Annotated in this window: 20 protein-coding genes, 1 tRNA gene and 1 pseudogene; 10 read left to right on the top strand and 12 right to left on the bottom strand. The window is 69.0% G+C overall.

The window, feature by feature from the left end:
- Positions 1-285 precede the first annotated feature (285 nt).
- From HEP73_RS22630 to HEP73_RS12530, 6 genes and pseudogenes are all read left to right on the top strand, one after another.
- Positions 286-3,432, top strand: a pseudogene (locus HEP73_RS22630) (CheR family methyltransferase); the annotation flags it as partial.
- A gap of 167 nt (positions 3,433-3,599) precedes the next feature.
- Positions 3,600-4,406: a hybrid sensor histidine kinase/response regulator gene (locus tag HEP73_RS22845; RefSeq protein WP_458309687.1), complete on the top strand. Its 807-nt coding sequence runs from the start codon at positions 3,600-3,602 to the stop codon at positions 4,404-4,406.
- Between the two features lie 303 nt (positions 4,407-4,709).
- A complete protein-coding gene (locus tag HEP73_RS12545) occupies positions 4,710-4,940 on the top strand; it encodes a hypothetical protein (protein ID WP_185820252.1) in 231 nt (76 codons plus the stop codon).
- A gap of 250 nt (positions 4,941-5,190) precedes the next feature.
- Positions 5,191-5,928, top strand: coding sequence for a hypothetical protein (locus tag HEP73_RS12540; RefSeq protein WP_185820251.1), 738 nt, complete (start codon positions 5,191-5,193; stop codon positions 5,926-5,928).
- 572 nt (positions 5,929-6,500) lie between these two features.
- On the top strand, positions 6,501-9,086 hold the full coding sequence (locus tag HEP73_RS12535) for a glycoside hydrolase family 3 protein (protein WP_255423485.1): 2,586 nt from the start codon (positions 6,501-6,503) through the stop codon (positions 9,084-9,086).
- A gap of 339 nt (positions 9,087-9,425) precedes the next feature.
- Positions 9,426-10,988 carry a sodium/sugar symporter gene (locus tag HEP73_RS12530; protein ID WP_185820250.1) on the top strand — a complete coding sequence of 521 codons (1,563 nt, stop codon included), beginning with the start codon at positions 9,426-9,428 and terminating at the stop codon, positions 10,986-10,988.
- 65 nt (positions 10,989-11,053) lie between these two features.
- Here HEP73_RS12530 and HEP73_RS12525 read toward each other — a convergent pair whose 3' ends face one another.
- The 3 genes from HEP73_RS12525 to HEP73_RS12515 form a co-directional block, all read right to left on the bottom strand.
- Positions 11,054-12,841: a putative bifunctional diguanylate cyclase/phosphodiesterase gene (locus HEP73_RS12525; protein WP_185820249.1), complete on the bottom strand. Its 1,788-nt coding sequence runs from the start codon at positions 12,839-12,841 to the stop codon at positions 11,054-11,056.
- Positions 12,842-12,967: 126 nt separating this feature from the next.
- Positions 12,968-13,534: a response regulator transcription factor gene (locus HEP73_RS12520; RefSeq protein WP_185813023.1), complete on the bottom strand. Its 567-nt coding sequence runs from the start codon at positions 13,532-13,534 to the stop codon at positions 12,968-12,970.
- Positions 13,531-14,754 (bottom strand): ATP-binding protein, encoded by a 1,224-nt coding sequence (locus HEP73_RS12515; protein ID WP_185820248.1) that lies wholly within the window; start codon positions 14,752-14,754, stop codon positions 13,531-13,533. Before HEP73_RS12515 ends, HEP73_RS12520 begins: the two co-directional genes overlap by 4 nt.
- 103 nt (positions 14,755-14,857) lie before the next feature.
- Here HEP73_RS12515 and ispG point away from each other — a divergent pair, with 103 nt between their 5' ends.
- Complete coding sequence (ispG, locus tag HEP73_RS12510) at positions 14,858-16,123, top strand: flavodoxin-dependent (E)-4-hydroxy-3-methylbut-2-enyl-diphosphate synthase (protein WP_185820247.1); 1,266 nt, start codon at positions 14,858-14,860, stop codon at positions 16,121-16,123.
- Positions 16,104-16,811 carry a phosphatase PAP2 family protein gene (locus HEP73_RS12505; RefSeq protein WP_185820246.1) on the top strand — a complete coding sequence of 236 codons (708 nt, stop codon included), beginning with the start codon at positions 16,104-16,106 and terminating at the stop codon, positions 16,809-16,811. The genes ispG and HEP73_RS12505 overlap by 20 nt, the downstream gene beginning before the upstream one ends.
- An 18-nt stretch (positions 16,812-16,829) precedes the next feature.
- Here HEP73_RS12505 and HEP73_RS12500 read toward each other — a convergent pair whose 3' ends face one another.
- The 9 genes from HEP73_RS12500 to amaB all read right to left on the bottom strand — a co-directional run bounded on the left by HEP73_RS12500 (position 16,830) and on the right by amaB (position 25,339).
- On the bottom strand, positions 16,830-17,519 hold the full coding sequence (locus HEP73_RS12500) for an aspartate/glutamate racemase family protein (RefSeq protein WP_185820245.1): 690 nt from the start codon (positions 17,517-17,519) through the stop codon (positions 16,830-16,832).
- A gap of 222 nt (positions 17,520-17,741) precedes the next feature.
- Positions 17,742-18,887, bottom strand: coding sequence for a TPM domain-containing protein (locus tag HEP73_RS12495; protein WP_185820244.1), 1,146 nt, complete (start codon positions 18,885-18,887; stop codon positions 17,742-17,744).
- A gap of 32 nt (positions 18,888-18,919) precedes the next feature.
- Positions 18,920-19,789, bottom strand: a complete 870-nt coding sequence (locus HEP73_RS12490; RefSeq protein WP_185823405.1) for a DMT family transporter — start codon at positions 19,787-19,789, stop codon at positions 18,920-18,922.
- A gap of 32 nt (positions 19,790-19,821) precedes the next feature.
- Complete coding sequence (gene murB / locus HEP73_RS12485; protein ID WP_185820243.1) at positions 19,822-20,862, bottom strand: UDP-N-acetylmuramate dehydrogenase; 1,041 nt, start codon at positions 20,860-20,862, stop codon at positions 19,822-19,824.
- Positions 20,859-21,914 (bottom strand): quinone-dependent dihydroorotate dehydrogenase, encoded by a 1,056-nt coding sequence (locus HEP73_RS12480; protein WP_185820242.1) that lies wholly within the window; start codon positions 21,912-21,914, stop codon positions 20,859-20,861. The genes murB and HEP73_RS12480 overlap by 4 nt, the downstream gene beginning before the upstream one ends.
- A gap of 9 nt (positions 21,915-21,923) precedes the next feature.
- On the bottom strand, positions 21,924-22,691 hold the full coding sequence (locus HEP73_RS12475; protein WP_185820241.1) for a class I SAM-dependent methyltransferase: 768 nt from the start codon (positions 22,689-22,691) through the stop codon (positions 21,924-21,926).
- Positions 22,692-22,695: 4 nt separating this feature from the next.
- The gene (locus HEP73_RS12470; protein ID WP_185820240.1) at positions 22,696-22,977 is read right to left on the bottom strand and encodes a DUF4190 domain-containing protein; all 282 of its coding nucleotides are present in this window, start codon (positions 22,975-22,977) and stop codon (positions 22,696-22,698) included.
- 85 nt (positions 22,978-23,062) lie between these two features.
- The gene (locus HEP73_RS12465; RefSeq protein WP_185820239.1) at positions 23,063-23,803 is read right to left on the bottom strand and encodes a metallophosphoesterase family protein; all 741 of its coding nucleotides are present in this window, start codon (positions 23,801-23,803) and stop codon (positions 23,063-23,065) included.
- 3 nt (positions 23,804-23,806) lie between these two features.
- The gene (amaB, locus tag HEP73_RS12460) at positions 23,807-25,339 is read right to left on the bottom strand and encodes an L-piperidine-6-carboxylate dehydrogenase (protein WP_185820238.1); all 1,533 of its coding nucleotides are present in this window, start codon (positions 25,337-25,339) and stop codon (positions 23,807-23,809) included.
- A gap of 164 nt (positions 25,340-25,503) precedes the next feature.
- Between amaB and HEP73_RS12455 the strand changes: the two genes are divergently transcribed.
- Both HEP73_RS12455 and HEP73_RS12450 read left to right on the top strand, forming a co-directional pair.
- Positions 25,504-25,580: transfer RNA gene (locus HEP73_RS12455), tRNA-Arg, on the top strand.
- 415 nt (positions 25,581-25,995) lie between these two features.
- Positions 25,996-26,310 (top strand): hypothetical protein, encoded by a 315-nt coding sequence (locus tag HEP73_RS12450; RefSeq protein WP_255423484.1) that lies wholly within the window; start codon positions 25,996-25,998, stop codon positions 26,308-26,310.
- Positions 26,311-26,389 lie beyond the last annotated feature (79 nt).

The raw sequence follows: 26,389 nt of genomic DNA, 5'->3' as shown, positions 1-26,389 counted from the left end.
GCGGTCCGGTTCGCTGGATGGGCGACCATGTCCCTTCGATGAGAATGCGCCGGCTCGGGACAGCGAGCGGCGCCGACCGCGCGCTTCTCGCATAGCAGGGCGCAAGCGGCGTTGCCGATAGTCGCTCCGCACCATACGCCCCGGTGTTGTCAGCCTTGGCCCGCGAATGCCGTGTGTAACCTGCATCAGCAGTGTGAACGTCTCTGCACGTGGCATAGACAGCCAACTTACGGCGCTTGGCTGTAATATGAACGGGCATATAACACTTCAGCTTTTGGAACGACGATGCCGGACAACCCCGCGGGAACCGCCGAGGACCCCATCCAGATCAGCCATCTGGATTTCCCCGTGGTGGGGATCGGCGCATCGGCCGGCGGCCTGGTCGCGGTGTCCGCGCTGTTGGCGAACCTGCCGGCGGACAACGGCATGGCCTTCGTGGTCATCCTGCATCTGTCGCCCAAGCATGAGAGCAGTGCCGACCAGCTGCTGCAGCGCTCCACGCGCATGCCGGTGGTGCAGGTCAGCCATCCGCAACAGATCGAACGCAATCACGTCTATGTGATTTCGCCGTCGGTGGATCTGTTGATGAACGACGGCAGCCTGATCGTGCAGAGCGCCGCGCGTCCGCGCGGGCGGCATACCGCCATCGATACCTTCTTCCGCACCTTGTCGCAGGCCCATCGCGATCGCGCGGTCGGCATCGTGTTGTCCGGCACCGGGTCCGACGGGGCGGTCGGCATCGCCGCGCTGAAGGAGTATGGCGGGGTGACCCTGGTGCAATCGCCGGACGACTCCGAGTACGAGGACATGCCGCGCAATGCGATCGCCAGCGGCTTCGTCGACTTCGTGCTGCCGGTGGTGGAAATGCCGCAGAAGCTGATGCAACTGTGGCAGAACGCGCGCCAGATCGTGCTGCCGGCAGAGGGCGAGATCGACGAGCCGACCATGGCGAAAAAGGTCCAGGCCAGCCGCAGCGACGAGGAGGCGCTGCGCGACATCCTGGGCATGCTCAGCGCGCGTACCGGGCACGATTTCCACCACTACAAGCGCGCCACCGTGCTGCGCCGGATCGAGCGGCGGCTGCAGGTCAACCTGCTCAAGGATATCGCCAGCTACCGCGACTTCCTGGCCGCCAACGAGGCGGAAACCGCGGCGCTGCTCAGCGACATGCTGATCAGCGTGACCAATTTCTTTCGCGACCGCGAGGCGTTCGAAGCGCTGGAACGCGACATCGTTCCAAGCCTGCTGGAGCGTGGCCGCGACAGCGGTTCGGTGCGGGTATGGACCCCGGGATGCGCGACCGGCGAAGAACCGTATTCGATCGCCATGCTGCTGTGCGACGAGGCCGCACGCAGCGAGTCGGTGCCGGCGATCCAGGTGTTCGCCACCGATATCGACGAGCGCGCGCTGGCCCGCGCGCGCGCCGGCCTGTATCCCGATTCCATCGTGACCGACGTACCGCCGGCGCGGCTGCGCGAGTATTTCAACCATGAGCACCACCAATACCGGGTCAAGAAGCACGTGCGCGACCGGGTGCTGTTCGCGCTGCACAACGTGCTGCGCGATCCGCCGTTCTCACGGGTGGACCTGATCTGCTGCCGCAACCTGCTGATCTACCTGGACCGCGAGATCCAGGCGCGGCTGCTGCAGGTGTTCCACTTCGCGCTCACCCCCGGCGGCTACCTGTTCCTCGGCAGTTCCGAATCGGCGGATGCGGCCTCGGCCCTGTTCGAGCCGGTGGACAAGAAGAACCGGATCTTCCGTGCGCGTGCGCAGTCGCGCAACCTGGTGACGCCGAGCCTGCCGCTGCGCGCCGGAGCGCACGTCGGCGCACTGCCGGCGCCGGCCGCGCGGCCCCGCGGGTTCTCGTTCGCCGAGGTGCATCAGCGCGTGCTCGAGCACTACGCGCCGCCCAGCGTGGTCATCGACCAGGACTACAACATCGTGCACATGTCCAGCGAGGTCGGCCGTTTCATGCAATTCGCGGGCGGCGAACCCAGCTACAACCTGCTGGCGGTGGTCGACCCGGCCCTGCGGCTGGAGCTGCGCAGCGCCTTGTTCCAGGCGGTGCACACCAAGCGCAGCGTGGAAGCACGGCAGGTGCGCCTGGAGCGCAATGGCGTGCGCAGCTATCTGAACATGGTGGTGCGGCCGTTCCGCGATCCCGATGCGGACGCCAATTTCATGCTGGTGTTCTTCGACGAGGTCGACGACACGCTGAGCCCCAAGCAGGGGAACGATGCGCCGCCGGCCAAGGATGCGGTGCTGCTGCGGCTGGAGGAAGAGCTGCAGGCCACGCGCGACCGACTGCAGACCACGATCGAGCAGTCCGAGACCTCGACCGAGGAATTGAAGGCCTCCAACGAGGAACTGCAGGCGATCAACGAGGAACTGCGCTCGGCCACCGAAGAACTGGAAACCAGCAAGGAGGAGCTGCAGTCGCTCAACGAGGAGTTGACCACGGTCAACTACGAACTCAAGAGCAAGGTGGACGAGGCCGCGGAGATCAACGACGACCTGCGCAACTTCATCGGCTCCACCGAGATCGCCACGATCTTCGTCGACGCCGAGTTGCGCATCAAGCGCTACACCCCGCACGCCGAGGGCATCTTCAGCATCATCCCGGCCGACGTCGGCCGGCGCCTGCTGGACATCACCCACCGCCTGGACTATCCGGAACTGGCCGCCGACGCGCAGATCGCGTTCTCCTCGTTGCAGGTGCGCGAGCGCGAGGTGCGGGCGATCGACGGTCGCACCTATATCGCCCGCGTGCTGCCGTACCGCACCCAGGAGAACCGGATCGACGGCGCGGTGCTGACCTTCGTCGACGTCACCAGCCTGCGCCACGCCGAACGGCAGGCGCGCGAGTCCGGACCCGCGGCCGGCACGCTGCCGGGCGAGGGCGGCGCGCTCGGCGTGGTCGCCCTTGACGCGGACGGCGCGATCAGTCACTGGAGTGCCGGCGCCAGCGAACTCCTCGGCCATGCGCCCGGCGACATGCTCGGAACGCCGTTCGCGCAGCTGTACGTGCAGCACACGGGGCGTATCGCAGGCAACGCGCCGGCCACACCGGGGGCCGGTCACGAACCGCACATCGAGCGCCGTGCGTTGCGTTGCCGGAACGGCGACAGCGTGGAACTGTTCGAGATGACGCTGCCGCTGGGCGTGGCTGCGGCCGCGTCGCTGCTGACCCTGCTGTGGCGGCCGGCGCCGGAGCACCCGGCGGTGGTCGGCGCCAGCGCGTCGGCATCGGCACTGGATGCGGACGCGGGCGGCGAGCAGGACCTGAAAGGCGATTTCCTGGCGGTGATGTCGCACGAGCTCAAGCACCCGCTGAACCTGATCAGCGTCAACGTCGAGCTGCTGTCGCGCATGTCCGAAGTGCGCGATTCCAAGAAGGGTTCCGCGATCGTGGACGTGGTCAAGCGCGCGATCCATGGACAGGCCAAGATCATCGACGACCTGCTGGACCTGTCGCGCATCCGTACCGGCAAGTTGCGCCTGCACATCACCGACCTGGCGCTGCTGCCGCTGACCCGCAACATCGTCGACGTGGCCGCGGCCGACAGCGCGGCCTCGGAACTGCAGCTGAGCTTGTTGTGCGAGGAAGAAGACCTGCTGGTGCGCGGCGACGCGCAGCGGGTGGAGCAGATCGTCTGGAACCTGGTGTCCAACGCGATCAAGTTCACCCCGCCCGGCGGCCGCGTCAGCGTGCGCATCTCCCGGGTCGGCGGCTACGCCGGCTGGCGGTGGAAGACACCGGGCTGGGCATCAGCCCGGATTTCCTGCCGCGCGTGTTCGACATGTTCGGCCAGGCCGCGGCGCGCGCGGCCAGCAAGCAGACCGGGCTGGGCATCGGCCTGGCGCTGGTGCGGCAGCTGGTGGACCAGCAGGGCGGCCGCGTGGAAGCCTTGTCGCAGGGCCTCGGCAATGGCAGCACCTTCGTGGTGTGGTTGCCGTTGGCCAAGCCGGTCGCCACCGCGGCGACGCCGGACGCAGAGGTCGGCATCGCGCCGTGCGCCGGCCTGCAGGTGCTGGTGGTCGACGACAGCCGCGACACCGTCGACTCGCTGGCGGCGCTGCTGGAACTGGAGGGCGCGCAGGTCAGCGTGGCCACCACCGGCGCGGCCGCGTTGGAGCTTGCCGCCGCGTCGCGCTTCGATATCGTGCTGTCGGACATCGGCATGCCCGACATGAATGGCCTGTCGCTGATCAGCCGCTTGCGCCAGTTGCCGCATTACGCCGACGTGCCGGCGCTGGCCTTGTCCGGCTTCGGCGCGCAGGCGGACGTGGCGCGCGCGCTGGCGGCGGGATTCACCTCGCACGTCAACAAGCCGGTGGCGATCGATGCGCTGCTCGCCGAGATCGGCCTTCAGACGCGTTTGCGCCGCCGCAAGCCGCGCTAGCGTCCTGCGCGGCGACGCTGCGTCCAGCCGCTGCCACCTGCACGTGGCGGGCGTGGCGCCAGGCAAGTTCTGGCGCTAGCCGATGGCGTGGGCGTGACACCCGCTGGCGCCATCGATTGCTTGCTTCGCGTGACACAGGCCTGCTTCCTGTACAGGCTGTCGCCAGCACCGCGCAACGCGATCGCGATCTACACATGAGGTGAAGAAAAGCGGGACGCGTTTGCGCGCGATGTTCACGCCGTGCGGCTATTCTCGGGCGTCGGGGGGTGCGCCAGCGAGGATGGACGAAGCGAGGAACCGACGATGAGCGAGCAAGAGCTGATGCACGACATCCGCAACGAGGTCAATTCCATCTGCATGGCGGGGCGCCTGGCCAAGCGCGCGGCGCAGCTGGGCCAGGACGCATTGGTCCGCGATTGCCTGGAGAAGATCGACATCGCCTGCGAGCGATGCGTGAAACTGTTGCTGCCGGCGGCCGTCGAGAGCGGCAGCCAGGTCGATGACGCCGCCGCGGCCGCGGCCAACGATCGATAGGGCACGCGCGCGCCGCCGCACGGGTCTGCGCCAATCCGGCGCCGCTATCGCTCGGATCTGCGGCATCAACGCCTGCGACCAGTTCCATGGAACTGGGCGGGCTTTGCTGATCGCTGGATGCCGGAAGTTGCTCATTACGAGATCTAGCCATGCTGGCCAGCGCGCTTTCGGAATCGGCCAAGTCTGTCGGATCATGGCGGCCCTCTATACTCGACAGCATCTACCCTGCCGCTGCATGGATGCCTTCCATATGCGTTTCTCTTTGACTATCGGTTCGCTTGCCGTCTTCCTGTCCGCTCTTGCTTGCGCGCCGGTGTCGGCAGCGGAACCTGACATCTTCGGCATCAAATTGGGAGCGCCGCTTGCGCTTCCCGTTTGCCAGATTTCCTTGCCATCTACGCCTGCGCGCCCCCGCAGCAAAGGGCTGGGTAGCAGGGCATTCGACAAGCTGATGACACCGCCGCCCGAGCCAGCAAAGGCCATGCCGCCCGCAACCGGTTTGTGCGTAGCGCCTGGCACGACGAAAATGGCAGTGGGCAACACCGAGTTCGGGCCAGGCGAATACGGTTACCTGGTGTTCGCCGAGGCCGAGTTCCCGGCGTGGATTGCGCCCATCGGCCTGTCGATAGGTGCGGGCGCAGGTGACGCCTTTTCTCTGGAAGGTGCGGGCGGCCTGGTTTTGTTGCGCAATGGGCGTGTGATCGCCTTGCGTTTCAATACGACCGGGTTCGAGGCGCAGCAACGCGTGATGGAATTGCTCAAGCGCAAATTCGGTCCGCCAGATTCGCAAAAAGCCATTGCTTGGAACAATGACGTGGGTGGCAGCCGCGAATCGATTTCCGCGCAATGGCGCAAACCGGATTTCTTTGCGGATTATTCTTCAGTCGCGCAAGCGCAGGGACTGTCTGGTGGGACAGGATTTCTCAGCATCGGTAACGACTTGGGTTGGCAAACGTTGAAGCCAACGAGCAAGGAAGCGGAGTTCTAGTCTGCTCAGCGAGCCGGTGATCCTCTGGGGCGGCCGTCACGTACAAGGCCGGCTGCAAGCGAGAGGTGTGCGGTTCGATCCGGCTGACGTCGTTGCGTGCTGCGCAGGCCTTGGAACCTGTCCGCGCTCTGCCGAGCGGCGACGTCGGGACTGCCGGATAGCGATCCTCGGCCGGCCGTACCCGTGTTCCTCGCGTTCTGTGCGTCCACGATCAAGAGCGTGCGCAGGCGTTGCGCCCCGGTTTCTCGCGGGCCGCACCGCCTTTGGAACGGTAAGGTGCATGTGCCCCGGTTTGCGCAGTGGAGCGTCATTGCGATGCTGTGCTGCAGCAATCTTGCCGGGCCGGATGGGTGCGAGTGACGCCCCCCACAGGCGGCCTGGCGCGGACGCCGTTGCTCGGAAGGTATTCCGTCGCTATAGCGCAATCCGATATGCCAGTGCGGTCATGGCATATGCCCGCCGTCGGTTGACACCGTTCGCCAATTACGAAAGCGTAGGCGGCTGGTCGCAGGCTGGACCGCGCCGGCCGCGGTGCGGGGATACCGCGCTCATCGTTCCTGGGAGGGAAGATCTTGAAAAAACAGTCCGCTGGCGTGTCTGCGCCGATTCGCAATGCGCTGGCCACCGCTGCCGCGCTGGGCCTGCTGGCGCTGGCTGCGGCCGGCCCCGGCCAATCGGCTCCGGCCGCCGCCGCCGCCGCGCCGCCGGCGATCCATCCGCAGCTGTGGCCGTCGCCGGCCTGGCCGCTGGCCGAGGATGCGGCGCTGGAGGCGCGCATTTCCAAGCTGATGGCGCAGATGACGGTGGAGCAGAAGGTCGGGCAGATCGTGCAGGGCGATATCGCCAGCATGACCCCGGACGACGTGCGCAAGTACCACATCGGTTCGGTGCTGGCCGGCGGCAATTCCGATCCCGGCGGCAAGTACGACGCCAGCCCGGCGGAATGGCTGAAGCTGGCCGACGCCTACTACGCGGCGTCGATGGACAAGGGCAACGGCGGCCTGGCGATCCCGATCATCTTCGGCATCGATGCGGTGCACGGGCAGAGCAACATCGTCGGCGCCACGCTGTTCCCGCACAACATCGGCCTGGGCGCCACGCGCGACCCGGAGCTGATGCGCAAGATCGGCGCGGTCACCGCCGCCGAGACCCGCACCACCGGCATGGAGTGGACCTTCGCGCCGACCGTGGCGGTGCCGCAGGACGATCGCTGGGGCCGCACCTACGAGGGCTATTCGGAATCGCCCGAGGTGGTCGCCAGCTTCTCCGGCAAGGTGGTCGAAGGCCTGCAGGGCGTGCCCGGGCAGCCCGGCTTCCTCGACGGCTCGCACGTGATCGCCTCGGTCAAGCATTTCCTCGGCGACGGCGGCACCACCGACGGCAAGGACCAGGGCGATACCCGGGTCAGCGAGCAGCAGTTGCGCGACATCCACGGCGCCGGCTATCCGCCGGCGATCGCCGCCGGCGCGCAGACGGTGATGGCCTCGTTCAACAGCTTCAACGGGGTGAAGATGCACGGCAACAAGCCGATGCTGACCGACGTGCTGAAGGGGCAGATGCATTTCGGCGGCTTCGTGGTCGGCGACTGGAACGGCCATGGCCAGGTGTCCGGGTGCCGCAACGACGACTGCCCGGCCGCGTTCAATGCCGGCGTGGACATGCTGATGGCGCCGGACAGCTGGAAGGGCTATTACGAGAGCGCGCTGAAGGCGGTCAAGTCGGGCGAGATCCCGATGACGCGGCTGGACGATGCGGTGCGGCGGATCCTGCGGGTGAAGCTGCGGCTGGGCCTGTTCGAGGCCGGCAAGCCGTCGCAGCGCCCGCTCGGCGGCAAGTTCGAACTGCTCGGCGCGCCCGAACACCGCGCGGTGGCGCGGCAGGCTGTGCGCGAGTCGCTGGTGCTGCTGAAGAACCAGAAGCAACTGCTGCCGCTGAAGCCGCAGAGCAAGGTGCTGGTCGCCGGCGACGGCGCCAACGACATGGGCAAGCAGTCCGGCGGCTGGACGCTGAACTGGCAGGGCACCGGCACCAAGCGCGCCGATTACCCGAACGGCAACACGATCTGGGAAGGCCTGCAGCAGCAGGTCAAGGCCGCCGGCGGCAGCGCCGAGCTGGCGATCGACGGCAAGTACCAGGCCAAGCCGGACGTGGCGGTGGTGGTGTTCGGCGAGAACCCGTACGCCGAGTTCCAGGGCGATATCGCCACGCTGCTGTACAAGCCCGGCGACGACAGCGACCTGCAGCTGATCAAGAAGCTCAAGGCCGAGGGCATTCCGGTGGTGGCGGTGTTCCTGAGCGGGCGTCCGCTGTGGGTGAACCGTGAGATCAATGCCGCCGATGCGTTCGTCGCCGCGTGGCTGCCGGGTTCGGAAGGCGGCGGCATCGCCGACGTGCTGCTGCGCAAGCCCGATGGCGGCATCCAGTCCGACTTCCACGGCAAGCTCAGCTTCTCCTGGCCGCGCACCGCGACCCAATACGCCAACAACGTCGGGCAGAAGAACTACAACCCGCAGTTCGCGTTCGGCTATGGCCTGCGCTACGCCGACAAGGGCGATTTGGCCCGCCTGTCGGAAGTCTCCGGCGTGTCCGGCGCGCAGGCGGTGGGCGGGGTGTACTTCGAGCGCGGCAAGCCGGCGGCGGGCATCAACATGATCCTGCAAGGCGCCAGCCAGGCCAATCTGCCGGCGGTGACGACGCCGACGGCGCTGGCCGACGGGTCGCTCAAGATGACCTCGGTCGACCACAAGGCGCAGGAAGATGCGCGCCGCCTCGAGTGGTCGGGCAAGGGCAAGGCGGGAATGGCGCTGGTGCTGCCCAGGCCGCTGGACGTGTCGCGCGAGAGCAACGGCGACGTGCAGCTGATCCTGACCTTGAAGGTGGACGCGGCGCCGAGCGGCGCGACCCATATCGGCGTGGCCTGCGGCAATGGCTGTGCGGCGCAGGTCGATCTGGGCAAGGCGCTGGCGGCGCTGCCCAAGGGCGAGTGGCGCACGCTGGGGGTGCCGTTGAAGTGCTTCAGCGTCGCCGGCGCCGATGTCTCCAAGCTGGAGCGGCTGCCGGTGATAGAGAGCGACGGCACGCTGGACCTGGCGCTGTCGCGGATCGCGCTGGGCGCCAGCAACGACGCGCAGAGCGTGGTCGACTGCCCGGTGCGCTGATCCGCGCCTGACCAGAACGCAGCGGCGCCGTCGCCGGATGGCGTCGCCTGCGCCGAGACGGACGCAAGCGGGGCAGGGCGGGAGGCCAGGACTGCGGCAAAGGCGGAGAGCGCCAGCCGCTGTACCAACCGCTCGCGGCGTGGCCGATGCGGCAGCGGCCGCAGGAGCGGCACCGGGCGACAGGATGCGCCGTGACAAACGCTTCGCGCGACGACCGGTGCGCGACGGCACGGCAGCGGCCGCGCGGTCGCGTGCGGCCATACAAAGACAACGCCCGTCCCGTGCGGATGGGCGCATCGATACACAGGCGAAAGGGCCGCGGCCCGTGGGAGAAGTGCAGTGGGTCTGGCGACGTTGGATATTGCGATCGTATTGGTCTACCTGACGGGCATCTTCGTGCTCGCGCAGTGGGTATCGCGGGAAAAGGCCGGGCACAGCAAGAGCGCCGAGGACTACTTCCTGGCCGGCAAGACCTTGCCGTGGTGGGCGATCGGCGCCTCGCTGATCGCGGCCAACATCTCCGCCGAGCAGATCATCGGCATGGCCGGTTCCGGCTATGCGATCGGCCTGGCGATCGCGTCCTACGAGTGGATGGCGGCGCTGACCCTGCTGATCGTCGGCAAGTTCTTCCTGCCGATCTTCCTGCGCAACGGCATCTACACCATGCCGCAGTTCCTGGAGCAGCGTTACGGCAAGTGGATCCGCACGCTGATGGCGGTGTTCTGGCTGCTGCTGTACGTGTTCGTCAACCTGACCTCGATCCTGTGGCTGGGTTCGATCGCGGTGAGCCAGGTCACCGGCATGGACCAGACCCTGGCGCTGGCCCTGATCGGCGTGTTCGCGCTGATCTACCAGCTGTACGGCGGATTGAAGGCGGTGGCGCTGACCGACATCGTGCAGGTCACCCTGCTGGTGCTGGGCGGATTGCTGGTGGCCGGGCTGACCCTGTCGCGCATCGGCGACGGTGCCGGCGTGCTGGCCGGGTTCAAGCACCTGTGGAACGCGCATCCCGAGCACTTCCACATGATCCTGAGCAAGGACAACCCGTTCTACAAGGACCTGCCGGGCCTGAGCGTGCTGCTGGGCGGGCTGTGGGTGATGAACATCAGCTACTGGGGCTTCAACCAGTACATCATCCAGCGCGCGCTGGCCGCCAAGAACCTCGGCGAGGCGCAGAAGGGCATGGTGTTCGCCGCGTTCCTGAAGCTGCTGATGCCGTTGGTGATCGTGGTCCCGGGCATCGCCGCGGTGGTGCTGGCGCCGGACCTGGCCAAGCCCGACCAGGCTTACCCGACCATGATGCAGCTGTTGCCCAGCGGCATCCTCGGCCTGGTGTTCGCCGCGCTGGTGGCGGCGATCGTGGCCTCGCTGGCGTCGAAGATCAATTCGGTGGCGACCATCTTCACCCTGGACTTCTACGCCAAGTTCCGCCCGCAGACAGAACAGAAGAAGCTGGTGCGGGTGGGCCGCATCGCCGCGGTGACGTCGGTGCTGATCGGCATCCTCACCGCGCGGCCGCTGCTCGGCAACTTCGACCAGGGCTTCCAGTTCATCCAGGAATTCACCGGCTTCTTCACCCCGGGCGTGGTGGTGATCTTCATGCTCGGGCTGTTCTGGAAGCGCGCCAACGAAGCCGGCGCGCTGACCGCGGCGATCGGCTCGGTGGTGCTGTCGTTCGCGCTCAAGTTCGCCTGGCCGGAACTGCCGTTCATGGACCGCATCGGCGTGGTGTTCGTGGCGGCGCTGGTGCTGGCGGTGGTGGTGTCGCTGCTGACCCCGGCCACGCAGGCGCGCGACCTGATCCGCACCGACGACGTCGGCTACGCCACCACCCTCGGCTTCAAGATCGGGGCGGTGGGCGTGGTCGCGATCCTGATCGCGCTGTACACGGTGTTCTGGTGAGCGCGGCCTGAGCATCGCCGCAGCGGCCGCGCGCTAGCGGTCGCTGCGGGTTCGGTCGCGTGCGCTCAGGCCTCGCGCCATGGCGTGGCCAGCCAGGCTTCCAGCGCCGCCGCCGGCATCGGCCGCGCGATCCAGTAGCCCTGGCCCTCGTCGCAGCCCCAGTCGCGCAACATGTCGTAGATCTGCTCGGTCTCGATGCCTTCGGCCACCACCTGCTGGCCGAAATCGTGGCCGAGCCGGATCATCGACGGCACGATCATGCAGTCCTTGCGGCTGCCCGGCAGCGAGCGGATGAACGACTGGTCGATCTTCAGCGCGTTGGCGGGGATGCGCTTGAGATAGCTGAGGTTGCTGTAGCCGCTGCCGAAGTCGTCGATGGCGATCTTGACCCCCAGCGCGCTGATCTCCTGCAGCTGTTCGGCCACGCGCTCGGGATGCCGGATCATCGCGCTTTCGGTGAACTCGATCTCGATGCGGCCCGGCTCCAGCGCGTGCAGCGCCAGCAACTCGCGCAGCGTGGCGATGAAGTCGGCCTGTTCCAGGTCCACCGCCGACACGTTCAGCGACACGCTGAAATGATGCCCCTGCTGCTGCCACAGCGCGGCCTGGGCGATGCCGGTCCGCAGCACCCAGGTGGTGACCCGGCTCATCAGCGCGGTCTTTTCCGCTAACGGGATGAAGTCGTTGGGCGCGACCGCGCCGAGCAGCGGGTGCTCCCAGCGCAGCAGCGCTTCCACGCCGACGCATTCGCCGCTGCGCAGGCTGACCCGCGGCTGGTAGTGCAGGCTCAATTGTTCGCGTGCGCTCAGCGCTTCCGGCAGCGCGGCCAGGATCCGGAACGCGTTGCGCTGGCTGGCGTCGTGGCTGCGCTCGTACAGGCTCCACGGCAGGCCGCGCTGGCGCGCCATGTCCACCGCGGTGGTCAGCGAGCGCAGCGTGTGGTTGGCGCTCAGCACGCCGTCCAGGCGCACCGCGCCGAGCGATGGGGTCGCGGCATGCGGAATGCCCTGGTGCTCGATCGCCTCGGCGAAGGCGCTGCATACGCGTTCGCAGCATTGCGCCAGCTGTGCCGGGTCGTTGCCCTTCACCACGAAGGCGAAACTGGTGGTGTCGATGCGGTAGGCCGGCAACCCGTCCAGGGCTTGCAGCAGGCGGTCGCGCGTGGCCAGCAGGTAGCCCTCGGCGTATTCCCAGCCCAGCGCCTTGACCATGTCGCGGAAGTATTCGGTGCCGCAGACATCGATCGCCACGCCGGTGTCGTGGTGGTCCGCGCTCTGCAGCGACAGCCACATGGTCAGGTCTTCGTTGAAGCGGCTGCGGTTGGGCAGGCCGGTCAGCGCATCGACGTAGCCGGTGTTGCGCAGGGTCTCGATCCGCAGCAGCAGCAGGTCGCGCAGCTCCTGCAGGGTGCGGCGAGAGTCGGCGTCGAACTCGCTGCGCGGCTCGCTGTCGATCACGCACAGCGTGCCCAGGCCGGTGCCGTCGGCCAGCATCAGCGGCGCGCCGGCGTAGAAGCGGATGAACGGCGGCCCGGTGACCAGCGGATTGTCGCGGAAGCGCGGATCCTGCCGCGCGTCGGCCACCACCAGCAGCTCGGGGCTATGGATCGCGTGCGCGCAAAAGGCCTGGCTGCGCGGCGTCTGCGGCGCGTCCAGGCCGACCCGGGACTTGAACCACTGGCGCTGCTCGTCGATCAGCGAAACCAGGGCGATCGGGGTGCGCAGGGTGCGCGAGGCCAACTGGGTGATCAGGTCGAAGACGCGGTCGGCCGGGGTGTCGAGCAGGCATAGCTGGCGCAGGGTGGCCAGCCTCTTCGATTCGTCGGGCGGCAGCGGATGAGAAGAAGGGCGCATACAGGATTTAACGGCGCCTGCCCGGGCGACTTGAGGCGGCGCGCCGATGGCGAACAGCCGCGGGTCGGGAAAGTGAAGCCTGTGTGTACGACGGTAGACGGCGACGCATGCGCAGTTGCGCCACGCTCAGCGCGGCGGCTCGCGTTGCGGACTTGGCCGTTTGGCCAGCTTGCGCTGCAGCGAGCGGCGGTGCATGCCGAGCAGGCGCGCGGCCGCCGAAACGTTGCCGCCGGTCTCGTGCATGGCCTGCTGGATGTGCTCCCACTGCAGCCGGCTCAGCGGGGTCATCGCGTCCGGCAGTTCGCTTGCGTCGTCGTCCTCGGCGCTGTCCGCCTCCAGGCTCAAGGCGCGCAGGATCATCTGCACCGTGGCCGGTTTGGGCAGGTAATCGTCGGCGCCGAGCTTGATCGCCTCCACCGCGGTGGCGATGCTGGCATAGCCGGTGACCAGCAGGATGCGCATGTCGGCGCGGATCGCGCGCAGCGGCTGGATCAGCGCCAGGCCGGATTCGTCGCCCAGCTTGAGGTCGATCAGCGCGTAGTCCGGCGGCGTCGCCGTGGCCAGGGCCAGCGCCGCGGCGCCGCTGTCGGCGGTCAGCGTTTCCAGCCCGCGGCGGGCGAGGGTGCGTTGCAGGGTGCGCAGGTACAGCGGGTCGTCGTCGACCAGCAGGCCCAGCGGGGCATCGGTGCTCATGCGGCGGTCTCCAGGGCGAGCAGCGGCAGGCGGAAGCCGACCCGTGCGCCGTGGTCCGGCGCCGGCTGGGTCCACAGTTCGCCGCCCAGGCGTTCGATGGTGGCATGCGACAGGGCAAGGCCCACGCCCATGCTGTCGGGCTTGCCGCTGCGGAACAGGGTAGCCGGCAGCGCGACCTGATTGGCGTCGAAGCCGCCGCCGTAGTCGCGCACCTCGCCGATCAGTTCGCTGCCGGTGACCCGCACGCTGAGGTCCACCTGCGGCCGGCCGGCGCGTTCGCCGGCGTCGGCGGCGTTGTTCAGCAACACCTGCAGCAGGTGGCCGATCGCGCTCTCCAGGCGCAGTTGCAGCGGCGCGTCGTCGTTGCGGCGCAGTTGCACGGTCGGGCGCACCAGTTGCCACTGGTGCAGCACGTGCGCCAGCGACACCGTGCCGCCGCCGGCGCGCTGCGCCGGAGCGGCCAGCGCCAGGACCCGTTCGCGGCACTGCACCAGCAGTTCGCGCAGGGTTTCCAGGTCCTCGCGCAGTTCCGGCTGCTCGCTCTGCTCGACGATGTCGTCGGTGAGCAGGGTCATCGTCGCCAGCGGCGTGTTCAGCTCGTGCGCGACCGAGGCGGCGTGGGTGGCCAGGGCGACGATGCCTTCGTTGCGGGTGAAGCGCTCGCGCAGCAGCGCCAGCTCGCGTTCGCGCGCGCGCAGCGCCAGCGCCAGGCGGGTGGAGAACACCAGCACCACGATGGTGGACAGCAGGAAGTTGGCGGCCATGCCCCAGCGCTGCAGGTCCAGGGCCTGGTGCGGGCCGCGCGGCAGCGGCAGGCCGAACAGCGCACTGACCGCGTAGCCGGCCACGCAGGCCACCGCGACCGCCAGCGCCCAGCGCAGCGGCAGGGCCAGTGCGGCCAGCGCGATCAGCACCAGGAACAGCGAGCCGAAGGCGTTGCCGATGCCGCCGCTCCAGCCGACCATCCAGGTCAGGACGGTCACGTCGACCAGGATGTGGCCGAACGCGGTGGCCGGCGCGGCGGTGTCGGCATGGCGCAGGCGCAGCTGCGCATACAGGTTGAACAGGGTCAGCGCGGCCACGCCGGACCACAGCGGCAGCTGCGGCAGCGGCAGGCGCATCGCCCAGGTCGCGACCAGAATCGTCGCCGCCTGCCCGGCGGTGGCCAGCCAGCGCAGGCTGCACAGGGTGCGCAGGAACGAGGCATCGGTGGAGTTCATGGGCGCATCGTATGCGCTGGCGCTCATGGCTGTCTGCGACAAACCGTCGCAGTCCCCGGCGCCGGAGTAGGGCGCGGACGCCCGCTCACGCTAAAATGCGCGCATGTACGACGCCGTCAGCCGACCCACCCCCCCCAGCGACGCCGCGCCCTGGGCGCGCCGTTCCACCCAGCCGGTCCGCGTCGGAGGCGTCGTCGTGGGCGGCGGCCAGCCGATCGTGGTGCAGTCGATGACCAACACCGACACCGCCGACGTGGCCTCCTCGGTCAAGCAGGTGGCCGAGTTGTGGCGCGCCGGCTCGGAGCTGGTGCGGCTGACCGTCAACAACGCCGAATCGGCCGCGGCGATCCCGCGCATCGTCGACAAGCTGCGGATGATGGGCATCGAGGTGCCGCTGATCGGCGACTTCCACTACAACGGGCACCAGCTGCTGGCCGCCGAACCGGCCTGCGCCGAGATGCTGGCCAAGTACCGGATCAACCCCGGCAACGTCGGTTTCGGCAAGAAGAAGGACACCCAGTTTGCGCAGCTGATCGAGTTCGCGCTGAAGTACGACAAGCCGGTGCGCATCGGCGCCAACTGGGGCTCGCTGGACCAGGCGCTGGCGGCGCAGTTGATGGACGAGAATTCGCGCCGCGAGACGCCGTGGGACGCCGGCCGCGTGCTGCGCGAGGCGCTGATCCGCTCGGCGCTGGATTCGGCCGAACGCGCGGTGGAACTGGGCCTGGGCCGCGACCGCATCGTGCTCAGCTGCAAGGTCAGCGGCGTGCAGGAACTGATCGCGGTGTACCGCGACCTGGCGCAGCGCTCGGATTTCGCGCTGCACCTGGGCCTGACCGAGGCCGGCATCGGCAGCAAGGGCATCGTCGCCTCCAGCGCGGCGCTGGCGGTGCTGATGCAGGAAGGCATCGGCGACACCATCCGCATCTCGCTGACGCCCGAGCCGGGGCAGTCGCGCACGCAGGAGGTGATCGTCGCCCAGGAACTGCTGCAGACCACCGGCCAGCGCGCCTTCACCCCGCTGGTCACGGCCTGCCCGGGCTGCGGCCGCACCACCTCCGAGTTCTTCCAGGAGCTGGCCAAGGTGGTGCAGAACCACGTCCGCGCGAAGATGCCGGAGTGGAAGGTGAGCCATCCCGGCGCCGAGAACATGACCCTGGCGGTGATGGGCTGCGTGGTCAACGGGCCGGGCGAATCGCGCCACGCCAACATCGGCATCTCGTTGCCGGGGACCGGCGAGGCGCCGTCGGCGCCGGTGTTCGTCGACGGCGAAAAGACGGTCACCCTGCGCGGCGAGAACATCGCCCACGAGTTCGTCGCGCTGATCGACGGCTACGTCGAAACCAAGTATGCCCGCCGCGCCGGGTGAGACCCCGGCCGAGCGCGCCGCTGGCGTGCGCCACTGGTTGCGCCGCAACGCCTGGCGCATCGGCCTGCTGTTCGCCGGCGTGCTGCTGCCGATGGGCGTGTTCGTGGCGCTGGCCGACGAGGTCCACGAACTGGAGAACTTCTACTTCGACGAACCGCTGCTGTGGAGCATGCGCGGGCTGGCCTCGCCGGGCTGGGACCGGTTCTTCAGCGTGGTCACCGAGGCCGGCTACCAGTACGGGGTGATCCCGCTGGACACGCTGATCGCACTGCTGTTGCTGGGGCTGCGGCGCTGGCGCGAGGCCATGTTCGCCGCGTTCTCGTTCGTCGGTTCGGCGCTGTTGAACATGAGCGCCAAGCAGTTCTTCCAGCGCGACCGGCCCAGCCTTTGGGAGTCGATCGCGCCGGAGCACACCTTCAGTTTCCCCAGCGGCCACGCGATGGGTTCGATGACCCTGGCGGCGGTGCTGATCGCGCTGGCGTGGCGGACCCGCTGGCGTTGGCCGGTGCTGCTGCTGGCCAGCACGTTCGCGTTGCTGGTCGGCGTGTCGCGCATCTACCTGGGTGTGCACTACCCCTCCGACATCCTCGGCGGCTGGTGTGCGGCGCTGGTCTGGGTGCTCGGGCTGTACCTGCTGATGTTCCGCGGCGAACGGCGTCCGCGCTGGCGCCACCGCCACGCTTCCTGAGCGGATGCTGCCGCGTCGCTACGCCAGGCTGTGCAATGCCGCCGCGTGCGCATGCAGCGCTGCGGTATCGAACAGCGGCAGCTGCGCGTCGGCGGCGCCGACAAGCAGCGAGATCTCGGTACAGCCCAGGATCACCGCCTCGGCGCCTTGCGCCTGCAGCGCGCCGATCACGTCGCGGTAGCGCGCCCGCGATGCGTCGCGGATCGTCCCCTGGCACAGCTCCTCGTAGATGATGCGGTGCACCTCGGCGCGCTCCGCCGCTGCCGGCACCAGCACATCGAAACCGTGGCGCTGCAGCCGCTCGCGGTAAAAGGCCTGTTCCATCGTGAAGCGCGTGCCCAGCAGGCCCACCCTGCGGATCCCGGCGCTGTGCAGGGCGGCGGCCGTGGCATCGGCGATATGCAACAGCGGCAACGGCACTGCGGCAGCGATCGCATCGGCGACGCAGTGCATGGTGTTCGTGCACAGCACCAGGAAATCGGCGCCGCCGGCGTGCAGCGCGCGCGCCGCGGCGGCCATCGCCGCGCCGGCCGCGTCCCAGTCGCCGGCCTGCTGCAACTGCTCAATCTCGTGGAAGTCCACGCTGTACAGCAGGATCTTCGCCGAATGCAGCCCGCCCAGCCGCGCGCGGATCGTCTCGTTGATGTGCCGATAGTAGGGCACGGTGGATTCCCAACTCATGCCGCCGATCAGGCCGATGGTCTTCATTCCGCTTTCCGGACGGCAACCGAAATGGCTGCGCACACGGCAAGCATACGCGCGCGCAACGGCCAGTCCGCGTTGGTCACGGCGCTCGCTTCGGCACTGGCTCTGCGCTCATGCGGCCCGCAAGCGCACGTACGTCAGCCAAGGCCACACGGATCTTCTTCGCGAACACGCCTTCTCCGTGGTGGAGCATCACCAGGCGCCGCCAGCGGGACGCGTGCAGCGCTACCAACTCGAACTGGCGCCGCCGCCGCCGGAGCTGCCGCCGCCGGAGGAGGATGAGCCGCCACTCGAACCGCTGGACGACGAGGAAGACGAAGAAGACGACGACGAAGAAGTCGACGTGCGGCTGGCGTAGTACGCAGGGGTATAGGCGTAGCCGCCGGACGCGGTGGCGACCACGTGGCCCTTGCGCATTAACGCCTGGCGCTCGCGCGCCTGCTCGCGCAGGAAGTCGCGGAAATACTCGGGCGAGGAATAGCGGCGGCCTGCCATCGCCAGCGCCAGTCCCAGCACCAGCAGCTCGATGGCCAGCGAGAGCACGAACGCCAGCGGGAACAGCGCCGACAGCACCAGCACGAACACCCCGGGGTTGACGGTCAGGAACAGCCTGATGAACGCCCCGAGGAACCACGAGCGGCGGGTCGATTCGGCGATGTCCTCGGCCTGGCCGGCCAGTTGCGGATGCTGGCGCAGCAACCGTGCGCGCAGGTGCCGCATCCAGCGCCGGCGCAGCAGCGGCAGCAGCCAGATCAATGCCACCAGCCCGGCCCAGGCGATCGCGCCGCGTTCCCAGTGGCGCACTTCGGTAGCGGGCGCGGCCGACGGCCGCGACAGTTCTTCGAGGCTGGTCGGGTCCTGCGCGGCGACGCGCGCCATGAAGCCGAAGGCGTCGATGATGGCGCCGGCGGTATCGCCCTGGCGCATCCTGGGCGCCAGGTAGTCGTCCAGCGCGTGCTTGCTGACCACGTCGGACAGGCTGCCTTCCAGTCCGTAGCCGACCTCGAAGCGCGAGCGGCGGTCCTGCATCGACAGGACCAGCAGCAGGCCGTTGTCGACGTCCTTCTGGCCCAGCCGCCAGGTCTTGAACGCGCGCTCGGACAGGCTCTCGATGTTGTCGCCGTCCAGCGCGGGCACGATGTAGACCGCGCCCCAGATCCCCTGGTCGGTGCGCAGCTGCTGCAGGGACGCATTTACCCGCTGCCGGTCCGATGCGCTCAACTGGCCGCTGGGATCGACCACGTCGGGCGTGTAGGCGGGAATCTCGATGGCGAGCGCGGAAACCGCCGGCCACAGCAGCAGGATGAGCGTGGCGATGGCAAGCAAGCGGAAGGCGCGCATGGCGTGGGTCGAGGCGGAGCGTGCGGCCATTATGGCGGCTGCCCGGCCTGGCGCGGCTGCGCTCATTCCCCGGGCTTGGCGCCTTCCAGCGGCGCATGCGTGGCGGCGCGCCTGGCCAGCACCGATTCGCGATGGGCGATGTAGACGTTGGCGGCGATGATGATGCTCGCACCGAGCAGGGTATGCGGGGCGATCGCCTCGGCGAACAGCCACCAGCCCAGCAGCGCCACGAACGGCAGCTGCATGAAGCTGATCGGGGTCAGCGCCGAGACCTCGCCGATGCGCAGTGCGCGCGTCCACAATAGTTGCCCGAGCGTGCCGAACAGGCCGGTGGCCAGCAGCCACAGCCAGTCGATGCCCTGCGGCCAGGTCCAGGCGAACAGGGCGGGCAGCAGCGACATCGGCACCCAGAACGCGTAGGTGTAGAACACCACGGTGTTGGCCGAATCGACCCTAGCCAGCTGCTTGATCTGGATCGCCACCAGCGCGCCCATCACCGCCGCCAGCAGCGCGATCAGGGTGCCGGCGCTGAACGTGGCCGCGCCCGGGCGCAGGATGATCAGCACGCCGACGAAGCCGCACAGCACCGCCATCCAGCGCCGCAGGCGCACGTTCTCGCCCAGCCAGAACGCCGCGGCCAGGGTCACGAACAGCGGCGTGGAGTAGGACAGCGCGATCGCCTGCGACAGCGGCAGATGGCCGATCGCCCAGAAGCCGGCCAGCATCGACACCAGGCCGATCGCGGTACGTAGCAGGTAGCGCGGCAACTGGGCGGTGCGCGGCAGCGACTGCCCCGGTCGCAGCAGCATCGGCAGCAGGAACAGCAAACCGAACAGGTTGCGGAAGAAGGCGATCTCCACCGTGGACAGGTGCGCGGAGGCCAGCCGGATCGCAATCACCATCAGTCCGAACGACAGCGTGCTGGCCAGCATCAGCGCGGCCGCGCGCAGCGACACCGGCTGCTTCACCAGGACGCGCCGACGATGCGCGGTTCCGGCTCCAGGATCACGCCGAAGCGCTCCAGCACCGAGGCGGAAATGCGCCGCGCCAGCGCCAGCAGTTCGGCACCGCTGGCCTGGCCGTGGTTGACCAGCACCAGCGCGTGCGCGGCGGACACGCCGGCATCGCCGTCGCGGTGGCCTTTCCAGCCGCAGGCCTCGATCAGCCACGCCGCCGACAGCTTGCGCTGGTCCTCGCCGTCGCCGGGGAACACCGGCAGCGCCGGGTACGCGTGCTGCAGCGCCTGCGCCTGCTCGGCCGGCAGCAGCGGATTCTTGAAGAAGCTGCCGGCGTTGCCGAGCACGTCCGGGTCCGGCAGCTTGCGGCGGCGGATGTTGATCACCGCCTGCGCCACGTCGGGCGCGCCGGGCATGGCGATGCCGAGCGCCTGCAGTTCCTCGCCGATGCCGGCGTAGTCCAGGCGCAGCGCATGCAGCCGCGGCAGGTTGAATTCCACCGCGGCGATCAGGTAGCGGTCGGGCTGGCGCTTGAACAGACTGTCGCGGTAGCCGAACTCGCAGGCGGCCGCGTCCAGCCGCACGAAGCGCGCGTCGGCGCGGTCGTAGGCCTCGACCACGTGCACGAACTCGCCGACCTGCGCGCCGTAGGCGCCGATGTTCTGGATCGGCGCGGCGCCGACCGTGCCCGGGATCAGCGCCAGGTTCTCCAGGCCCGACAGGCCCTGCGCCAGCGACCACATCACCAGCTCGTGCCAGCCCACGCCGGCGCCGGCGCGGACGATGGCGTAGTCGGCGCGGTGTTCGAGCGTATCGATGCTGCGGTTGGCGAAGGCCAGCACCACGCCGGGCGCGTCGCCGGCGAACAGCATGTTGCTGCCGCTGCCCAGCGGCAGCAGCGCCGCACCGGCCAGCTGCGGCGCCAGCAGCGCGTCGGGCAGCGCCTCGGGGGCGAAGATCTGCAGCAGCCACGGCGCCTGCGCGGCGACATGGAAGGTGTTCAGCGCCTGCAGCGGCGCATTGGCGGTCAGCGACCAGGCGTTGCTCATAGCGCGGCGACCGCGCCGCGGCTGGGCGCTTCGCGGCGCCGGCGCATCGCCTCGACGCATTCGCCGATCAGCTCCGGGCCGCGGAACACCAGCCCGCTGTAGCACTGCACCAGCGCCGCGCCGGCGGCCATCTTCGCCACCGCATCGGCACCGGACAGGATGCCGCCGACCCCGATCAGCGGGATCGCCTCCGGCAGGCGCGCGCGCAGGCGGCGCAGCACCAGGGTGGACTGGCCCAGCAGCGGCGCACCGGACAGGCCGCCGGCCTCGGCGCCCAACGCGTTGCGTTCCAGGCCTGGGCGGGCGACGGTGGTGTTGGTGGCGATGACGCCGTCCACCTGCAGGTCCGACAGCACCCGCGCCGCCGCGTCGATGTCGCTGTCGCTCAGATCCGGCGCGACCTTGACCAGCATCGGCACGCGCTTGCCATGGCGCGCGGCCAGCGCTTCCTGCGCCTCGCGCAGCTGCGACACCAGCTGCCGCAACGCCTGTTCCTCCTGCAGCTCGCGCAGGCCGGCGGTGTTCGGCGAGGAGATATTGACGGTCACGTAGTCGGCCAGCGGGTAGACCTTTTCCAGACAATGCAGGTAATCCGACGCGGCGTCCGCGTTCGGCGTGTCCTTGTTCTTGCCGATGTTGATGCCGAGCAGGCCGTGGCGGCGGCGCGCGCGTTCGACGTTGCGCACCAGCGCGTCCACGCCGAGGTTGTTGAAGCCCATGCGGTTGATCACCGCCTGCTCGCGCGGCAGCCGGAACATGCGCGGCTTCGGATTGCCCTGCTGCGGGCGCGGGGTGATGGTGCCGATCTCGACGAAGCCGAAGCCCAGCGCCAGCAGCGCGTCGATGTGCTCGCCGTTCTTGTCCAGGCCGGCGGCCAGCCCGACCGGGTTGGGAAACTCCAGGCCGAAGGCGCGCGTGGGCATCGGCGCGATCGCCCTGGCCAGCAGCGGATTGGTGCCGGTGCGGTAGGCCATCTCGATCGCGCGCAGGCCCAGCGCGTGGGCGCGCTCGGCGTCGAAGGCGAACAGGAACGGGCGGGCGAGGGAATACATGGGCACAGCTCAGTTCAACGTGCCGGCGAAGGCACGGGTACGGTAGTGGACATCGACCAGGCCATCGACCTGGTGGCGATCGAACAGCGCGTGCAGCGCGGCCAGCATCGGCGCGTGGCGCGGATGCCCGGCCAGCGGCGCATACGACGAGGACAGCAGGCGCCCGCGCAGGCCGTCGTAGTCCAGCTTCTGCACGTTGGGGAACTGCGCGGTGCCGCGCAGCCCGGCGCCGAACCAGCGCTGCATCGTCGCATCGTCGTGGTAGCGCTCGGCCACCGCGCTGTAGTCGGTGCCGTAGTCGAGCAGCAGCTGCTCGTAGTCGTGCAGGAACGGCGTGCCGTCGAGCAGGCGCGAGTTCCAGTACACCAGCGCCAGCCCGCCGAGGCGCAGCACGCGCGCCCATTCGCGGCGTACCGCGTCCAGGTCGAACCAGTGGAAGGCCTGCGCGGCGCTGATCAGGTCCACGCTGGCGGTGGGCAGGGTGGTGGCCTCGGCGCTGCCGTCGACCGCGGCGAAGCCGGGGACGTCGTGCAGCAGCGTCTCGGCGGCGGCGCGCATCGCCGCGTTCGGCTCCACCGCCAGCGTCGGATGCCCGGCCTGCAGGAACATGCGGGTGGAAATGCCGGTGCCGGCGCCGATGTCGGCGACCTGCGCGTTGCGCGCCACGCCGAGTTCCCCGTGCACCCAGTCCAGCAGCGCCGGCGGATAGTCGGGACGGTAGCGGACGTAGTCGGCGACGCGGTCGCTGAAGCGTTCGCGCGGAGCGGAGGCGTCCATCGGCTCAGGCCTGGGTGCTGGCGAACCAGGCCAGCCCGCCGAAGAACAGCACGAACGCCAGCACCGACAGGATCGCGACGATCACCGCGGCCCAGCCCAGGATCAGCCCGCCGACCGCCAGCCCGTCGCCCTGGAAACGCTGCGGTTGGCGGCGGATCTCGGCGCGCGCCAGGTGCCCGGTAATGATCGCGCCGAGGCTGCCGAGCACCGGCATCAGGGTCCAGCCGAGGATGCCGGCGACCAGGCTGACCACGGCGAGGGAATTGGTTTCGCGTACGCCACTCATGTGCGGATCCTCGTGAAGGGGGCAGCGGGTTCGCTCGCATGCACGGTGCCCGAATTATCCCAGAAGCGCGCCTGCCGTGCGCCGTTCATCCGCGCACGCGGCCATGGCGCAACGCATGTGCCCACTCCGGCTGGCCGTTGCGTTCGGCCTGCAGCGCGGCGCTGGCGTGGTCGTAGTCGACCGCCAATAGGTGCGCGTCCCAGCGTCCGTTGCGGTGTTCCAGGATCGCGTAGCGCGCCTGCGGCGTGCCGGTTTCGACCCGGTACGGCTGCGGATGCGCCTCGGCGTAGGCGGGCAGGCCGACGCTGCCCGGATTGCACAGCAGCCGCCCGTCGTCCAGGCGCAGCGTGCGCGGCACATGGCTGTGCCCGCACAGCACCAGCGGCACCGGCGGCGCGGCGCCGAGCCGTTCGCGCACGCGTTGCGCGCTGGCAGGCAGCAGCTGTGGTGCGACCAGTTCGTCGAGCAGCCAGCACAGGTCGTCGTGCGGGGTGCCGTGGCACAGCAGCGCCTGCGGCAGCGCCAGCGTCGCAGGCAGGCCGTCCAGCCAGTGCCGTTGCGTCGGCGTCAGCTGCGCATGCGCGTAGGCATCGCTGGCGCCCATCGCCGCGGGCGCCAGCTCGCGCAGCTGGCGCTCGTGGTTGCCGCGCACCGTGGGCAGCGCCAGCGGCAGCAGCCGCGCGGCGGTTTCGCGCGGCCACAGCGGACCGGACACGATATCGCCGAGATTGACCATCCGCTCCACGCCGCGCCGCCCGATATCCGCAAGCACCGCCTCCAGTGCGGGCAGGTTGCCGTGGATGTCGGACAGGGCGGCGAGGCGCATCGCTTACAGGTCGAACTTGATGCCCTGCGCCAGCGGCAGCGAGTCGGAGTAGTTGATCGTGTTGGTCTGCCGGCGCATGTACACCTTCCACGCGTCCGAGCCGGATTCGCGGCCGCCGCCGGTGTCCTTCTCGCCGCCGAACGCGCCGCCGATCTCCGCACCGGAGGTGCCGATGTTGACGTTGGCGATGCCGCAGTCGCTGCCGGCCGCCGACAGGAACTTCTCCGCGGCCTTCAGGTTCTGGGTGAAGATCGAAGAGGACAGACCCTGCGGCACGCCGTTCTGCAGGTCGATGGCCTCGTCCAGGCTGCTGTACTTCATCACGTACAGGATCGGCGCGAAGGTCTCGTGCTGCACCACCTCGTCGCCGTTGTGCAGGCCGGTGACGATCGCCGGCAGCACGAAGTTGCCGGGTCGGTCCAGCGCGGTGCCGCCGGTCTCGACGGTGCCGCCGGCGGCCTTGGCCTTCTCGATCGAGGCCAGGAACTGCTCGACCGCGCCGCGGCTGTTCAGCGGCCCCATCAGGTTGGCCGGGTCGGTGGGGTCGCCGATCTTGCCTTCGACCTGCTTGTAGGCCTTGAGCAGCGTCGCCAGCACGGTGTCGTAGATCGATGCGTGCACGATCAGCCGGCGCGTGGTGGTGCAGCGCTGGCCGGCGGTGCCGACCGCGCCGAACACGATGCCGGGGATCGCCAGCTTCAGGTCGGCGCTCTCGTCGAGGATGATCGCGTTGTTGCCGCCCAGCTCCAGCAGGCAGCGGCCCAGGCGCCGCGCGCACTTCTCGGCGACGTTGCGCCCGACCTGGGTCGAGCCGGTGAAGCTGATCAGCGCGATGCGCTTGTCCTCGACCAGCGTTTCCGCAAGTTCGGTGCCGGCGTCGTTGATCAGGAAGAAGATGTCCGGGAAGCCTTCGTCGCGCAGCGCGTCGTTGCAGATCTTCATCGACGCGATCGCGGTCAGCGGCGTCTTGTTGGACGGCTTCCACAGGCAGATGTCGCCGCAGATCGCCGCCAGAAAGGCATTCCACGCCCACACCGCGACCGGGAAGTTGAACGCGCTGATGATGCCGACCAGGCCCAGCGGCTGGTACTGCTCGTACATGCGGTGGCCGGGACGCTCGGAGTGCAGCGTGTAGCCGTACAGCATGCGGCTCTGGCCGACCGCGAAATCGGCGATGTCGATCATCTCCTGCACTTCGCCGTCGCCCTCGGGCTTGCTCTTGCCCATTTCCAGCGCCACCAGCGACCCCAGCGCGTCCTTGTGCTTGCGCAGCGCATCGCCGCACAGCCGCACCGCCTCGCCGCGGCGCGGCGCCGGCGTGGTGCGCCACACCTTGAACGCGGCTTGCGCGCGGGCGATCACGGTCTCGTAGTCCTGCACGGTGGTCGCCTGCACTTCGGCGATGACTTCGTTGCTGGACGGGTTCAGCGGCTGCAGCACGCCGGCGCCGGTAGCCGTGGACCACTCGCCGTTGCCGAGATAGGTGCCGGAATTGGACGCGGTCAGGCCGAGCGCCTTGAGCAGGTCAGCGGACATGGAATCTCCTGGGGTTCGTTGCGACAGGGAAGGCGACCGCAGGCGGGGGACGCGGGACGCGATTAGCCCGCAATTTTAGCAGACCGGGCGGGTCCGGCCGCATTGGTCGCGCGCCGCGGCGGGCTTGGCAAGCGCGGCGATCGTGCGACAATGCGCCCGGCCAAGGCCCCGTAGCTCAGCTGGATAGAGCGGTCCCCTCCTAAGGGACAGGTCGTGCGTTCGAATCGCGCCGGGGTCACCACCGCAGTGGGCATGTGCGCAAGCGCGGCGAATCGCCAATGCCGGTAGTGCATGCAGGCACTGCCCTCGACGCCGCGGGCATGGCAGCGGCCGCGCCGCTGCCGCCGCTGCTGTGCCGTCCTGCCCTAACGTCGTCTACACCCCTCGTCGACGCCGGCTGAGCGCCTCGCTCCGTAACCTCCACCACGTCCGCCAATGCAGGAGCGGATGCCGACGCAGTGCCGGCTCCTGCATGGCTGGATGTGCGACGACGGTTTGCCCTGTTGCAGCTTGCGGCCACTGAATCCGCCGCAGCGCCGCATCGCAGCGCGGCCTGGTTGCATGTCCACGTCCCGGATGGCGGGCTTCATGTCTTTCCGACCGTCGATGGCGGCCGTGTTTACCCACCCATGCGAAAGCGAAGCAGGAGTAAGCCAATGAGTAGAACCTTGAAGCTTGTGTTGATCGGTTCGATGGTGGCGGCCTTGGCCGCTTGCCATCGCGATGGCGACAAGAACGCGCAGGACCAGAACGCCGCGACGCCGCCAGCGGCGGCCGACGGCAGCCCGGCGGGCGGCAACAGCGCACCGGCCCCCGGTACCAGCGGCGACGCCACCGGCGCCGCGACCGGTACCGATCCGAGCCAGACGCCCCCTCCGGTGACGCCCACCACGCCCACCACCGATCCGCAATCGCCCACCAGCGATCCGCAGCAACAGCAACAGCCGCCGGCGGACAATCAGCAGCATTGACCAAGATGCAAGGCGCGCGGACGACGCATCCGCGCGCCTTGCGCAATCCTCGATGTCGGGTCCCTCGCCGTCCATTGCC

Origin of the sequence: Xanthomonas sp. GW (assembly GCF_014236815.1) — a bacterium.
GTDB lineage: Bacteria > Pseudomonadota > Gammaproteobacteria > Xanthomonadales > Xanthomonadaceae > Xanthomonas_A.
Note: the sequence above shows the minus strand (reverse complement) of the source record. Positions and strands in the feature narration are given on the sequence as shown.